The organism is Streptomyces chartreusis (assembly GCF_008704715.1).
Taxonomy (GTDB): domain Bacteria; phylum Actinomycetota; class Actinomycetes; order Streptomycetales; family Streptomycetaceae; genus Streptomyces; species Streptomyces chartreusis.
Genome location: NZ_CP023689.1, coordinates 7,553,490 through 7,567,353 on the forward strand (window position 1 = coordinate 7,553,490; position 13,864 = coordinate 7,567,353).

Annotated in this window: 11 protein-coding genes and 1 pseudogene; 8 read left to right on the top strand and 4 right to left on the bottom strand. The window is 69.6% G+C overall.

Going from position 1 to position 13,864, the window contains the following annotated elements:
* Positions 1-18: 18 nt before the first annotated feature.
* The 7 genes and pseudogenes from CP983_RS33305 to CP983_RS33335 all read left to right on the top strand — a co-directional run.
* Positions 19-1,065: pseudogene (locus CP983_RS33305) on the top strand (pectate lyase family protein); the annotation flags it as partial.
* Positions 1,066-1,156: 91 nt separating this feature from the next.
* Positions 1,157-2,506 (top strand): ABC transporter substrate-binding protein, encoded by a 1,350-nt coding sequence (locus CP983_RS33310; RefSeq protein ID WP_125526742.1) that lies wholly within the window; start codon positions 1,157-1,159, stop codon positions 2,504-2,506.
* Positions 2,507-2,638: 132 nt separating this feature from the next.
* Positions 2,639-3,433, top strand: a complete 795-nt coding sequence (locus CP983_RS33315; protein ID WP_150503727.1) for a rhamnogalacturonan acetylesterase — start codon at positions 2,639-2,641, stop codon at positions 3,431-3,433.
* A gap of 30 nt (positions 3,434-3,463) precedes the next feature.
* Positions 3,464-4,777, top strand: a complete 1,314-nt coding sequence (locus CP983_RS33320) for a pectate lyase family protein (RefSeq protein WP_150503729.1) — start codon at positions 3,464-3,466, stop codon at positions 4,775-4,777.
* Positions 4,778-4,882: 105 nt separating this feature from the next.
* On the top strand, positions 4,883-6,001 hold the full coding sequence (locus tag CP983_RS33325) for a pectinesterase family protein (RefSeq protein ID WP_150503731.1): 1,119 nt from the start codon (positions 4,883-4,885) through the stop codon (positions 5,999-6,001).
* The gene (locus CP983_RS33330; RefSeq protein ID WP_150503733.1) at positions 5,988-7,145 is read left to right on the top strand and encodes a dienelactone hydrolase family protein; all 1,158 of its coding nucleotides are present in this window, start codon (positions 5,988-5,990) and stop codon (positions 7,143-7,145) included. Before CP983_RS33325 ends, CP983_RS33330 begins: the two co-directional genes overlap by 14 nt.
* A 126-nt stretch (positions 7,146-7,271) precedes the next feature.
* A complete protein-coding gene (locus tag CP983_RS33335; protein WP_107907240.1) occupies positions 7,272-8,069 on the top strand; it encodes an HAD family acid phosphatase in 798 nt (265 codons plus the stop codon).
* 140 nt (positions 8,070-8,209) lie between these two features.
* Here CP983_RS33335 and CP983_RS33340 read toward each other — a convergent pair whose 3' ends face one another.
* The 3 genes from CP983_RS33340 to CP983_RS33350 all read right to left on the bottom strand — a co-directional run bounded on the left by CP983_RS33340 (position 8,210) and on the right by CP983_RS33350 (position 10,592).
* Positions 8,210-9,043, bottom strand: coding sequence for a pectate lyase (locus tag CP983_RS33340; protein ID WP_150503735.1), 834 nt, complete (start codon positions 9,041-9,043; stop codon positions 8,210-8,212).
* Positions 9,044-9,129: 86 nt separating this feature from the next.
* On the bottom strand, positions 9,130-9,987 hold the full coding sequence (locus CP983_RS33345; protein WP_150503737.1) for a hypothetical protein: 858 nt from the start codon (positions 9,985-9,987) through the stop codon (positions 9,130-9,132).
* Positions 9,984-10,592, bottom strand: coding sequence for a SigE family RNA polymerase sigma factor (locus CP983_RS33350; RefSeq protein ID WP_150503739.1), 609 nt, complete (start codon positions 10,590-10,592; stop codon positions 9,984-9,986). Before CP983_RS33350 ends, CP983_RS33345 begins: the two co-directional genes overlap by 4 nt.
* A gap of 259 nt (positions 10,593-10,851) precedes the next feature.
* Here CP983_RS33350 and CP983_RS33355 point away from each other — a divergent pair, with 259 nt between their 5' ends.
* Positions 10,852-12,303: an NCS2 family permease gene (locus CP983_RS33355; protein ID WP_150503741.1), complete on the top strand. Its 1,452-nt coding sequence runs from the start codon at positions 10,852-10,854 to the stop codon at positions 12,301-12,303.
* A 69-nt stretch (positions 12,304-12,372) separates the two neighbouring features.
* Here CP983_RS33355 and CP983_RS33360 read toward each other — a convergent pair whose 3' ends face one another.
* Positions 12,373-13,815 carry a peptidoglycan D,D-transpeptidase FtsI family protein gene (locus CP983_RS33360; protein ID WP_107907244.1) on the bottom strand — a complete coding sequence of 481 codons (1,443 nt, stop codon included), beginning with the start codon at positions 13,813-13,815 and terminating at the stop codon, positions 12,373-12,375.
* Between the last annotated feature and the right edge of the window lie 49 nt (positions 13,816-13,864).

Here is a 13,864-nt window from a genome sequence, read left to right on the forward strand (position 1 = left end):
AGCCTGTTGGGAGCCGCAATGACGCACCTCCGTAGCAAGCGCTTGCCGGGAGTCGCCGGCAGAACCTCGGCCGCCGTCCTGGGGCTCGTCGCGGCCCTCGGGCTGGGCGCGATCGGCGAGGCCGAGGCCGACCCGCACGCCTCCTCGGCGGCCGCGCCGCGCTGGACCGACCGGGTGCACGGCTTCGCCTCCCTCGCCGGCGGCACCACCGGCGGGGCGGGCGGCAAGGTCGTCACCGTCACCGACCAGGCCGCGCTGGCCGAGTACGCGGCGGCGCCCGAGCCGTACGTCATCCGGGTCCGGGGCGCCATCACCGCGCAGCCCTTCGGCGCGAACATCACCGTGGCCTCGGACAAGACGATCGTCGGGGTCGGCACGAGCGGGGAACTGGTGCAGGGCGAGTTCCATCTCGCCCCCGGCACGCACAACGTGATCATCCGCAACATGACGATCCGCGACTCGGCGATCGAGGGCAACTGGGACTGCAAGGACACCGACTTCGACGGCATCCAGATGGACACCGCCCACCACGTGTGGGTCGACCACAACAGGTTCTCGAACATCTGCGACGGCCAGCTCGACGTCCGCAAGGACAGCGAGTACGTGACCGTCTCCTACAACCGGTTCGAGAACAACAACAAGACCTTCGGCCTCGGCTGGACGACCGAGGTCAGGACGCAGATCACCATCGACCACAACCTCTTCGCCCACACCAAGCAGCGCAACCCCTCGGTCGACAACGCCGCCTACGCGCACCTCTACAACAACTACCTCACCGCGCAGGCGGACCCCGGCGACCCGGTGTGGACGTACGGCAACTGGTCGCGCGGCCGGACGAAGATGGTCATCGAGAACAGCTACTACCAGGACGTCCAGCACCCCTACCAGGCCGACGCCACCGCGGAGTTGGTGCAGCGCGGATCGATCCTGAAGAACACCACCGGCCGGCACGACGAGTGGGGCGCCGCCTTCGAGCCGCGGGACTTCTACGACTACCGCCTCGACCCGGCCGCCGCGGTACCGGCGCTGGTGACCCGGTTCTCCGGACCGCAGAAGAACATCGGCGTACCCGCGCACGGGCCCGCCGTCACGTCACGCCACTGACTCCCCCCACACCTGTATGTCTCCGCTGGATCCAGAAGAAGAGAGCCGACCAATGAAGATCAGCATCCGCAGAAGCAGGCGCGCCGCGACGGCCGTCGCCCTCGGGTCCGTCCTCGCTCTGACCGCCACCGCCTGCGGTGACGACGGCAGCAGCGCGGGCGGCGACAAGGGCGCCGAGGGCAGCGGCACCGGAAAGATCGTCTTCTGGGACAACAACGGCGGTGTCCGCACCGACATCTGGAAGGAGATCATCGCCGACTTCGAGAAGGCGAACCCGGACATCAAGGTCGAGTACGTCGGGATCCCGTCCACCGACTACCAGTCCAAGGTCGACACCGCCATCCAGGGCGGCGGCCTGCCGGACGTCGGCGGTGTCGGCGCGGCGATGCTCGCCGGGTTCGCCGCGCAGAACGCGCTGGAGCCGCTGGACGACCGGCTCGCGAAGTCCTCCCTGAGCGGCAAGCTCAACAAGGACATGGTCACCTCGCTGACGGCCGCCGGCGGCGGCGACGGCAAGCTGTACTCGATCCCGACCTCCGCGAACAACGGCGTGCTGTACTACCGCACCGACCTGTTCGAGAAGGCCGGGCTGGACGCGCCGACCACGTGGGAGAAGTTCTACGCGGCGGCGGAGAAGCTGACCGACTCCGGCAGGAACGAGTTCGGTTACACCATCCGCGGTGGTGCCGGTTCGATCGCACAGGCGCTGGACGCCATGTACGGGCAGTCCGGGATCACGTCCTTCTGGGACGCCTCCGGTGAGAAGACGACCGTCAACGACCCGAAGAACGTGGCCGCGCTGGAGAAGTACGCCGCGTTGTACAAGAAGGTCACTCCGGCCGCCGACCTCAACAACGACTTCACCAAGATGGTCGCCCAGTGGGATTCCGGCACGATCGGAATGCTGAACCACAACCTCGGGTCGTACCAGGACCATGTGAAGGCGCTCGGGACCGAGAAGTTCCGCGGCATTCCGCAGCCCACGCTCGCCGACGGCAAGCGGGTCCAGGTCTCCAACCCGGTGGACGGGGTCGGGCTGTTCAAGAACTCCAAGAACAAGGAGGCCGCCTGGAAGTTCATCGAGTTCGCCTCCTCGCACGCGGAGAGCTCGAAGTTCAACGAGTCGGCGGGGCAGGTGCCGGCGAACAACGACGCGGCCAAGGACGCGTGGATCTCGAAGGCCGAGCCCACGAAGTTGGCTGCGGCGGCGTTGACGGACGGGTCCACGACGATCGTGCAGCTGCCGTACTACCTGCCGGACTGGAACACGATCTCCAAGGCCGACAACGAGCCGAACTTCCAGAAGGTGCTGAACGGGGACATGAAGGCGAAGGAGTTCCTGGACACCATGGCCGGTCAGCTCAATGAGGCTCAGACCGAGTGGAACGAACGCAACGGCTGAGAGCTCGGTCCTTTCGCTGCGTGGCCGGCTGCCGGTTATCCGTGGCTGGTCGCGCCCACGCGGCGGAGCCGCAAATCGATACAGCCCCGCGCCCCCGGGTGGGGCAACCCGACCTTGCTGAAAGGCACCGCTGTGTCGCTTACCCGAAGACAGATCAGTCTCGCGGGCCTCGCCGCCCTTCCTCTCGCCCTCCCGGGCATGGGTACCGCCGAAGCAGCTCAGCGCCACCGCACCCTCTACATCGCCGGGGACTCCACCGCCGCCCAGAAGTACGCCGACGCAGCCCCCGAGACCGGCTGGGGCATGGCGCTCCCCTTCTTTCTGCGCAAGCGGCTGTCCGTCTCCAACCAGGCCGTGAACGGGCGCAGTTCGAAGAGCTTCGTCGACGAAGGGCGGCTCGACGTCATCCTTCAGGCCATTCGGCCCGGTGATCTTCTGCTGATCCAGTTCGCGCACAACGACGAGAAGGACACCGATCCGACCCGGTACACCGAGCCCTGGTCGACGTATCAGGACTACCTGCGGCTGTACGTCGACGGCGCCCGTGCGCGGGGTGCGCGGCCGGTGCTGGCGACCGCCGTCGAGCGGCGTCGGTTCGACGCGGGCGGCAACTCCGTGCCGACCCACGGCGACTATCCGGCAGCGATGCGCGCGCTCGCCCGCGAGGAGCGCGTGGCGCTGCTCGACATCCAGGCGCTGTCGCTCGCGTTGTGGCAGGAGCTCGGGGTCGAGGGGACGAAGACGTACTTCAACTGGACCGCCACCGAGCAGGACAACACGCACTTCAACCCGCCGGGCGCGATCGCCGTGGCGCGGCTCGTCGTGCGGGAGCTGGTGCGCACCCGTGTGTTGGCCGCGCGGGACGTGCGCCGGCTGGACGACGAGATCCCGGAGTCCTGGATCACCTGGCCGCAGGCCACCGCATAACCCACCGATCGTGGAAGAGAGAGCCGCACAATGAACGCACAGATATGGCATGGGCATGCCACAAGAAAGGCTGCCGTCCTGGTCGGATGCACCGCGCTGGTGCTCGGACTCACCGGGACCGGGTCGGCGCAGGCCGGCGGCCGGGGCCTCGGGCGCGAGGTGCTCCCCGCGGGGGACGGCTGGGCCTCGGAGGGTGCCGGCACCACCGGCGGGTCGGCCGCCGACGCCGCGCACGTCCACACCGTCACCACCTGGGCGGAGTTCCGGCAGGCCCTCGCCGACGGCGGCAGCGCACCGAAGATCATCAAGGTCAAGGGCATGATCGACGCCGTCTCGGAGGGGTGCGACGCCTTCGCGGCCGAGGGGTACGACTTCCAGCGCTACCTCGCCGACTACGACCCCGCGGTGTGGGGGCACGACACCCCCGTCAGCGGGGCCCAGGAGGACCTGCGGGCCGCGTCCGCCGCCGCCCAGGACCAGGCCATCAAGGCGAACGTCCCCGCCAACACCACCATCGTCGGCGTCGGGAAGGGCTCTGGCATCCTAGGCGGCAGCCTCCAGATCAAGGGCGTCGACAACGTCATCCTGCGCAACCTCACCGTCGAGGCCCCCATCGACTGCTTCCCGCAGTGGGACCCGACCGACGACAACAGGACCGGCGCCTGGAACTCCGAGTACGACTCAGTCGTGGTGTACGGCTCCACCCATGTGTGGATCGACCACAACACGCTCACCGACGGCCGTTACCCCGACAGCTCCCTGCCCTCGTACTTCGGCAAGGTCTACCAGCAGCACGACGGACTGCTCGACGTCGTGCGCGGCGCCAACCACGTGACCGTGTCCTGGAACTCCTTCGAGGACCACGACAAGACCATGCTGATCGGCAACAGCGACAGCGCCGGCGCCACCGACACCGGCAAGCTCAAGGTCACCCTGCACCACAACCGCTTCGAGGGCATCGTCGAGCGGGCGCCGCGCGTCCGGTTCGGGCAGGTCGACTCGTACAACAACCACTTCGTCGTCACCAAGGGCCAGAACTACGGGTACGTCTTCGGCATCGGCGCCTCCTCGCAGCTCTACGCCACGCACAACGCACTGTCGCTGGCCTCCGGCGTGAGCGTCGGCAAGGCGCTGAAGAAGTGGAACGAGGCACCGCTGACCGCCGAGAGCAACTACGTCAACGGCAGGCCGACGGACCTCATCGCCGTCCACAACTCCGAGATCCCCGGCGAGATTCTCCAGTCCGGCGCCGGATGGACACCGACCCTGCGGACGAAGGTCGACAGCCCCAGGGCCGTGCCCGGGATCGTCGACCACCGCGCGGGCGCCGGCCGCCTGCGCTGACCCACCCGGTGGGGGAGGGGCGCACGGCGGACACCGCCCGCACGGTGGACACCGCCCGCCCCTCCCCGGCAACCCAGCAGATCCGCCCCGCGAAGGAGCACCCGCATGCCGTCGCACGACCGTGTCCTACCGCCCCTGTCCAGAAGGGGGTTCCTCACGGCGGGCACCGCCGCCGCCCTCGCCCTCGCACCGGGACCCGCGTGGGCCGGGCCCCGCCCCTTCGGCCGGTACGGCTCGCCCACCGCCCGCCTCACCCCGAAGACCCTGTACGTCCACCCCGCCGGCCGCGGCGACTTCACCTCCGTCCAAGCCGCGGTGACCGCCGCGAGCGGGAGCGGCTGGACGCTGGTCGTCGCGCCGGGGACCTACCGGGAGACGGTCGCCGTCGACGCGACCCGGACCGACATGACCTGGATCGGGGCCGGCGACGACCCGCGCGCCGTCGTCATCGTGTACGACAACGCCGCCGGCACCCCCAAGCCCGGCGGCGGCACCTACGGCACCACCGGCTCCGCCACCACCCTCGTCCAGGCCGACGGATTCACCGCCCATCGCATCACCTTCGCCAACGACTGGCTGCGCGCCGACCACCCCGGCGTCAGCGGCACCCAGGCCGTCGCCATCAAGGTGCAGGGCGACCGGTCCGCGTTCCACCACTGCCGGTTCCTCGGGCACCAGGACACCCTCTACGCCGACTCCATGGCCCTCGGCGTCCTCGCCCGTCAGTACTTCGCGCACTGCTACGCCGAGGGCGACGTCGACTTCGTCTTCGGCCGGGGCACCGCCGTCTTCGAGCACTGCCGCTTCCGGACCCTGACCCGGACCGACCTGTCCTCCGCGCCGTACGGCTTCGTCTTCGCCCCCTCGACCGCCGGCGCCAACCCGCGTGGCTATCTGGTGACCCGCAGCCGCGTCACCGGCGAGGCCCCCGACGCCTACTACAAGCTGGCCCGCCCCTGGGTGCCCAGCTCCGACCCCACCGCCCGTCCGTCGCTCACCGTCCGCGACACCCACCTGGGCCCCGGCATCGACGCGGTCGCGCCCTACGCCAACATGTCGGACAGCTTCCCGTGGCAGGACCAGCGCTTCGCCGAGTACCGCAACGCCGGCCCCGGCGCGGTCGTCACCGTCCCCGAGAACCGGCCCCGACTCACCGCCACCGAGGCCGAGTCGCACACCCGCGGGGCGTATCTCGGGGACTGGCGGCCGTATGAGCGGCCATGACGCGGTGGGACGCCGGGCGTTCGTGGTGGGTGCCGGGGCGGCACTGTTCACCGGGGGCACCGTGACCGGCGCGGAGGCGGCCGTCGTGGAGGGGCCGCTGCCCGACTTCCACGCCGCACTCAAGGCCGAGTTGACCTTCCCGCTCGCGTGGGGACGGTCGCCGATCCGTGACTTCCGTGCCTGGCGCCGGGCCGCCCGCGCCAAGGTCGAGGAGCTGCTGCTCGTCGACCGGGACGAGCGGACGCCGTACGCCCCCGAGTTCGGCGGACGGTCGGAAGCCGACGGATACACGCGGAAACTGGTGACCCTCTCCCTCACCCGCCACGAACGCGTCCGCGGCGCCCTGCTCACCCCGCACGGGCGCGGCCCCTTCCCGGCCGTCCTCCTGCTGCACGACCACGGTGCCCGGTTCGACATCGGCAAAGAGAAACTGGTTCGGCCCTGGTACGACGACACCCGGGCGGCCGCCGCACAGGGCTGGGCGGACAAGTACTTCAGTGGACGCTTCGTCGGCGACGAACTGGCCCGGCGCGGCCATGTCGTGCTGTGCCTGGACGCCCTCGGCTGGGGCGACCGCGGCCCGCTCACCTACGACCAGCAGCAGGCCCTGGCCGCCAACTTCTACAACCTCGGCTCCTCACTCGCCGGCCTGACGGCCCACGAGGACGCCCGTGCCGCCGGCTTCCTTGCGGCACTCGACCGCGTGGACGCCCGCCGGATCGCCGCCGTCGGCTACTCCATGGGTGCCTTCCGGGCCTGGCAGACCGCCGCGCTCAGCGATCACATCGCCGCCGCGGCCAGCATCTGCTGGATGACGGGGCTGAAGGAAATGATGGTGCCCGGCAACAACACCCTGCGCGGGCAGTCGGCGTACTACATGCTCCACCCCGGGCTTCCCCGGTTCCTCGACTTCCCCGACGTGGCGAGCATCGCCGCGCCCCGGCCGATGCTCTTCCTCGACGGCGGGCTCGACCCGCTGTTCCCCGCCGACGGCGTCCGTGTCGCCCACGACAAGCTGCGCGCCGTCTGGCGCTCCCGCCACGCGGAGGAGCGGCTGCGGCTGACGACCTGGCCGGACCTCGGCCATGTGTTCACCGCGCCGATGCAGGACGAGGTCTTCACCTGGCTCGACACCGTCCTGTGAACCTCCCCCTCACCCGCACGAGAAGGGAACCGCTCTCCATGTCCCGTCGTACCGCCCACGGGGCAGGGTAAAGATCGGGCAACGGGTCTCGCGCTCGCCCGGGTGACGCGCGTAGAACTCTTTGTCATGCATAAACCACTGCGTATCGCGGCCGTCGCCACCGCCTGTGCCGTAGCCGGTGCCGCCCTCTACGGCGCCGGCGCCGCCACGGCCGGACAGTCGACCGCGAACAGCACGCACGAGCCCTACAACATCGGTCTGCTGACCAAGGACATCGACACCTACTACGGCACCACGCTCGACGCGGCCGGCGTGTACCAGGCGTCCCCGGACAGCCCGTACGCCAAGGACCTCGCCCGGATCGACGCGGCCGCGCGCAAGTACATCGACAAGGCGGCCCGCAAGGCGCGCCACCACGGCGAGAAGCCGGCCGTCGTCTTCGACATCGACGACACGCTGCTGCTCAGCCTCGACTACGAGAAGAAGACCAACTACACGTACAACGGGACCACTTGGGCCGAGTACGTCAACAAGGCCGACCGCCCGGCGGTCTTCGGCAGTGCCGAGCTGGTGCGGTACGCCGAGGGCAAGGGCGTCGAGGTGTTCTACAACTCGGGCCTGAGCGAGGCGCAGCGGACCGCCGCCGTCGAGAACCTGAAGAAGATCGGCGCCGACGTGAACCTCGACGCCGGCCACATGTTCCTCAAGGACAAGGCGAACCCGCCGGCCTACCTCGCCGAGTGCGCCACGCCCGGCACCTGGAACTGCACGACCGTGCAGTACAAGTCCGGCACCCGGCAGCACATCGAGGACGACCTCGGCTACGAGATCGTCGCCAACTTCGGCGACCAGTACAGCGACCTGGACGGCGGGTACGCCGACCGCACGTACAAGCTGCCCAACCCGACGTACTTCGTGAGCTGAGCCTCAGCCCCGTACGGGATCCACCGACTCCGGCGCCCGGTCGCACGGGAGCGCGAACGCCCCCGCCAGTCGTCACTGGCGGGGGCGTTCCACTGCTGACCGAAGGGGGGCTCAGGCCAGCAGGCCTGGTGCCAGCGTGCTCACTGGTACGTGATGTCAGATGACGAGAACCTGCAGGAGGTTCCGTCCGGACCGCTGCCGAGTTCCTTCGGTTCCTTGCCGCTGCTGTTGCCCTCGAAGCGGGTGCAGGTCTTGATCTTCTTGCCGCTGTCGCCGTGGACACGGATCTTGCGCAGCGCGGCCGTGTCGCCGTAGTTGGAGTTGATGCCGACGATCGACTTGCCCGGCGCGGTGACGTCCACGTCGTTGATGATGATCGTGCGCTTGTACTGCGTGGAGCAGTTGCCGCAACTGCGCACCAGCTTGCCGAAGTTCTCGACGCGGAACTTGGTCACGACCAGCTTGCCCGCGCCGTTGAACTGGAGGACCTTGTCGTCGGCGTTCTTCGCGCCACCGCCGTGGACCGTGTACACGGCCGACGACGACTTGCCCTTGAAGGTGGCCGCGTCCTCGCCGACGTCCAGCCACCACACGTTCTGCAGAGTGCAGGAACCCTTGCAGTGCACCCCGTCCGCGGCCGGGCTGCCGATGATGACGTTCTTGAGGACCGCGCCGTCGGCCAGCTCGAAGATCGGGTCCTGGCCCTCCTCCTGGCCGCTGCCGCCCAGGTCCCCGGTGCCGTAGAACCTCGCCAGCCCGCCGTCGTAGGTGCCCGACACCGGGATTGTCCTCGACACCGGCTTGCTGCCGTTCTCCGTCGGCCAGGACGTGGCCGCGCCGGCCGTCGACAGCAGCGAGGTGGTGGCGACGAGGGCCGCGCCGGTGATGCCGAGCGCGGAGACGCCGGCGATCACCGCCCGCCGCCTGGTGACCTTGCGGCGGTGCCGGACGCGCTGTTCGGTCTGTGCAGTCATGAACGGGTTTTCCTTGCGTGGAGGGGATCCTTGCGTCTCCTGGTCGCCACGCGTGCGGAAAGGGTTGCCGGTGCCGCGGAACTTCTCTACGAACCCCCGCCGGGCGTCGGGCCGTTGCCGTCGTGCGCCGCGAAGCCGCCCGTCACGGAGAGCTGTTCGCCGCCCGCCGTGGCCGTCATCGCGTAGCTGTCGTCCTTCGCGTCCCGGCCGCCGCGCTCATGGTCGTACTGCCCGGCGAACACCCACTCGCCCGCGCGGACCGTACGGCCCTCCTTGAGCACCCACGTGTAGACGAGGAAGCCGTCCTTCTCCCCGACCGTCAGCGTGAAGTCGTCCTCCGGCAGCGAGCGCCATGCGCCGGTCGAGGTGACCCCACCGGTCTGCGCGACCTTCAACCGGACGGTGAGCGCGGTGAGCTGCCCGCCGGTGCGCAGGGTCAGATTGCTCTGCGCCCAGAAGTCGTTGCTGTGCGGGTCCACCGAGCCGTCCGACCACAGCGGGCCGTCCTTCTCGCCCTTCGCGGTGGGCGGCCCGGGCGTGGCGGTGGGCTGCCGGGCCGGTGCCCCGGTCGTCCCGCGGGATGTCGGCGTCCGCTCCGGCGCCGGGTCCGTGGACGGGGCGGGCGGGAGCGGGGCGCGGCTCGTGGCGTCCGGGGACGGGGCGGGCGTCGGTGACGTGGCCACCGTCTGCTGCGGGCGGTCCTCCTTCACGGCGGACGCCACCGCGTAGCCGCCGACCGCGAGCACGCCGGCCACCGCGGCCGTCGCGGTCACCACCCGGAGCCAGCCGTACGCCGGCGGCCGCGTCGCCCGGTGGTCGGGGCGGGACTGCTCGGCCATGCCGCGCTCGACGCGGGCCAGGATCCGCTCGCGGTCGGGCTCGTGCGCCCCGGCCGCCTCGTGCAGCCGCGCACGCAGTTCGTCGTGCACGTCCCGCCGCATCATCGGTTCCTTCCTCGGGCGTCCCCGGCGCGGTCCCCCAGGCTCTCCACCGCGAGCGGGCGGGGAGCCGCCCCCAACGCCGCGGCATGCACCCTGAGCGGAGCCTGCCGGGTCCCGAGCAGCCGCTGGAGCTCGGCCATCCCCTTCGAGGTCTGGCTCTTCACCGTACCGACGGAGATGCCCAGGGCGAGTGCCGTGTCCTTCTCGGACAGGTCGAACGCGTGCCGCAGCACCACACAGGCGCGTTTGCGGAACGGCAGTCCACGCAACGCCTCCTGGACGTCGACGACGCCCGCCACATCCGGGTTCTCCGCCTTCTCCTCGCGCTGCGACCAGAACAGGGCGACCCGCCGGCGTTCCCGGACCGCGCTGCGGATCCTGGTGCGGGCCAGGTTGGCCACGACCCCGCGGGCGTAGGCCGCCGGATGGTCGGCCGCACGCACCCGGTCCCAGCGGTGCCACAGCGCGAGCAGCGCGTCCGCCGCGAGGTCGTCGGCGGCGTCCGCCTCGCCCGTCAACAGATGGGCCAGGCGGGAGAGTTCGGCGTAGTGGCGCTCGAAGAAGGCGTGGAACTCCACGGCGGCGGCGTCGTCGACGACCGTGCCCACGGGCGACCCCTCCTGCCTGCCGGTGGCGTGTGGACGGCGTGTGTTCCTCCGGCGATCATTTCGCGATCATCCGGGCGGGATGCGGAAGCGTAGCAGTGCCCAAAGGCCCTTCTTGTGCGGGATGTCGAACGTCGTGTGGAACCTCGCACGTGAACAGCGCTGATTCCGTAACACGAAGAAAACCTGAAACGCGTTCAACGCGGGAACAATCCAGCCAGCATCCGCACACCGATCCGTCAGGCAACAAGGAGTTGGCGCCATGTCCGAATCGCAGAAGGTGGCCGACCGGTCAAGTGCCCCACCGCCAGGGGGGAACGGCGTCGACCGGTACTTCAGGATCTCCGAACGGGGATCCACCTTCGCCCGGGAGATACGGGGCGGCTTCGCCACGTTCTTCACGATGGCCTACATCCTTGTCCTGAATCCCATCATTCTCGGCAGCGCGAAGGACAAGTTCGGCCACCAGCTGGACGCGGTCCAACTCACCACCGCCACCGCCCTGGTGGCCGCCGTCATGACGATCATCATGGGCGTCGGCGGCAACCTGCCGCTCGCGCTCGCCGCCGGCCTCGGCCTGAACGCCGTCGTCGCCTTCCAGATCGCCCCGCTCATGGCGTGGGACGACGCGATGGGTCTGATCGTCCTGGAAGGCCTGTTGATCTGTGTGCTGGTGGTGACCGGTCTGCGCGAGGCCGTCATGCACGCCATCCCGCAACCGCTGAAACAGGCGATCAGCGTGGGCATCGGCCTGTTCATCGCGTTCATCGGCTTCGTCGACGCCGGGTTCGTCAGCCGGATCCCGGACGCCGCGAACACCACCGTGCCGGTTCAGCTCGGCGGCATCGGCCGGCTCACCGGGTGGCCGATCCTCGTGTTCTGCGCCGGAGTCCTGCTGACGATCGCGCTGCTCGCCCGCAAGGTGAAGGGCGCGATCCTGATCAGCATCGTGACGATGACCGTCGCCGCGATGATCATCAACTCGATCGCCGACATAAAGGCCTGGGGCCTGACCACACCCGCGTGGCCCGACAAGCTGGTCGACACCCCGGACTTCGGACTCCTCGGCGACTTCAGCCTGTTCGGGGCGTTCGGCGAGACCACCGCCATCACCGTCGTGCTGCTGATCTTCACGCTGGTGCTGTCGGACTTCTTCGACACCATGGGCACCGTCGTCGGCGTCAGCGCGGAGGCCGGTCTCCTCGACGACGAGGGCAAGGTGCCGAACCTCGGCCGGGTGCTGCTGATCGACGGTGCCGCGGCGGCCGCGGGCGGAGCGGCCTCGGCGTCCTCGGCGACCTCCTACATCGAGTCGGCGGCCGGCGTCGGCGAGGGCGCCCGCACGGGCTTCTCCAACCTGATCACCGGCGGCCTCTTCGCCCTCGCCCTGTTCCTCACCCCGCTGCTCACCATCGTCCCGCTCCAGGCCGCGGCGCCCGCGCTGGTCGCCGTCGGCTTCCTGATGATGACGCAGGTCAAGCACATCGACTGGGACAAGTACGAGATCGCCATCCCGGCGTTCCTGACCATCGCCGTCATGCCGTTCACCTACTCGATAACCAATGGCATCGGCGCGGGCTTCGTCGCGTTCGTGCTCATCAAGACGGTGCTCGGGAAGGCCAAGGAGATCCACTGGCTGATGTGGGGGACGTCGGCGCTGTTCCTGGTGTACTTCGCGATCGACCCGATCGAGCAGATCCTCGGCGTGAAGTGAGGGACGCTGCGCGGCCGGTCCGGGATCGTCGTGGCCGGTCGCGCAGTTCCCCGCGCCCCTGAAGGGGCGCTATCGCAGTGCCGCCTCCATGACCGCCTTGGCCACCGGCGCGGCCAGCCCGTTGCCGCTGACCTCCGAGCGGGCCGCGTCCGACTGCTCGACCAGGACCGCCACGGCGACCTCCTTGCCGTCGGCCTTGCCGTACGACGTGAACCAGGCGTACGGCGTCTTGCTGTTGTTCTCGCCGTGCTGGGCGGTACCCGTCTTGCCGCCGACCGTCGCGCCGGCGATCTGCGCGTTCGTGCCGGTGCCGTCCTCCACGACCGTCTGCATCGCCGACTGGAGCTGCTCGGCGGTGGAGGAGCTGACGATCTCCGTCGTGTCGGCCGAGTCGTCGTAGTTCTCCAGCGCGTTGCCGCCGCTGTCGGTGATCTGGGACACCATGTGCGGCGAGACCAGCTTGCCGTCGTTGGCGATGGCGGCGGACACCATGGCCATCTGCAGGGGCGTCGCCGTGACGTCGAACTGGCCGATGCCGGACAGCCCGGTCTGCGCCTTGTCCATGTCCTTGGGGTAGACGCTCTCGTACGCCCGCACCGGCACGTCCTGCGACGCGTCGTTGAAGCCGAACTTCTCGGCCATCGCCCGCACCTTGTCCTGCCCCAGGTCGACGGCCAGGCTGCCGAAGACGTTGTTGCACGAGTACTGCAGAGCGACCCGGATCGAGGCGTCCTCGCAGGGGGCGGACGGGTTCTCGTTCGTCAGCTTGCTGCTGGAGTCAGGCAGCGGGTACGGATCCGGGCTGTCCGTCTTCTCGTCCACCGACGAGTACAGCCCGTCCTCCAGCGCGGCGGCCGCCACGACCAGCTTGAACGTCGAACCCGGCGGCAGCGGCTGGCGCAGCGCCCGGTTCGTCATCGGCTTGTCGGAGTCCTTCGTCAGCTCCTTCCAGGCGGCGGAGTCGCCCGTGGTGATCCGCGACGGGTCGTACGACGGGGTCGAGACGACCGCCAGGATCTTCCCGGTGGCCGGGTCGATCGCGACGGCCGCGCCCTTCTTGTCGCCGAGCGCGTCGTACGCGGCCTTCTGCACGTCCGGGTCGATCGTCGTGATCACGTTGCCCGGCTCGGACCGCTTGTTGGTGACCGTGTCCAGCACGCTCTTGAGCCGGTTGTCGGTGCCGTCCAGCAGATCCCGGTAGATCCCCTCCAGCTGGGTGGCGCCGAACGCCTGCGAGCTGTAGCCGGTCACGGCGGCGTACAGCGAGCCGTCCGTGTACGTCCGCTTGTAGGCGAGGTCACCGCTCTTCGTGCGGGCCGAGCCGGTGATCGACTCTCCGCCCACGACGATGTTGCCGAGCGGCTCGCTGTACAGCGCGATCGTGTTCCGTCGGTTGTCCTTGTCTTCCGCGAGTGCCTTGCCGTCGTAGAACTGCACCCAGGTCGCCCTGACCAGCAGAGCGAACACCAGCAGCAGCGTGAAGACGGACGCCCGCCTGATCGTCTTGTTCATCCCACTTCCAAGGACGATCAGGTTGGGGGCAATCGTTCCCTTGCGCCCC

Bases quoted from the DNA above. Each gene is read 5' to 3' on its own strand.
- CP983_RS33345 (WP_150503737.1), bottom strand. From the start codon at position 9,987: ATGATGCGGCGGGACGTGCACGACGAACTGCGTGCGCGGCTGCACGAG.
- CP983_RS33330 (WP_150503733.1), top strand. From the start codon at position 5,988: ATGAGCGGCCATGACGCGGTGGGACGCCGGGCGTTCGTGGTGGGTGCC.
- CP983_RS33355 (WP_150503741.1), top strand. From the start codon at position 10,852: ATGTCCGAATCGCAGAAGGTGGCCGACCGGTCAAGTGCCCCACCGCCA.
- CP983_RS33310 (WP_125526742.1), top strand. From the start codon at position 1,157: ATGAAGATCAGCATCCGCAGAAGCAGGCGCGCCGCGACGGCCGTCGCC.
- CP983_RS33360 (WP_107907244.1), bottom strand. From the start codon at position 13,815: ATGAACAAGACGATCAGGCGGGCGTCCGTCTTCACGCTGCTGCTGGTG.
- CP983_RS33335 (WP_107907240.1), top strand. From the start codon at position 7,272: ATGCATAAACCACTGCGTATCGCGGCCGTCGCCACCGCCTGTGCCGTA.
- CP983_RS33340 (WP_150503735.1), bottom strand. From the start codon at position 9,043: ATGACTGCACAGACCGAACAGCGCGTCCGGCACCGCCGCAAGGTCACC.
- CP983_RS33320 (WP_150503729.1), top strand. From the start codon at position 3,464: ATGAACGCACAGATATGGCATGGGCATGCCACAAGAAAGGCTGCCGTC.
- CP983_RS33325 (WP_150503731.1), top strand. From the start codon at position 4,883: ATGCCGTCGCACGACCGTGTCCTACCGCCCCTGTCCAGAAGGGGGTTC.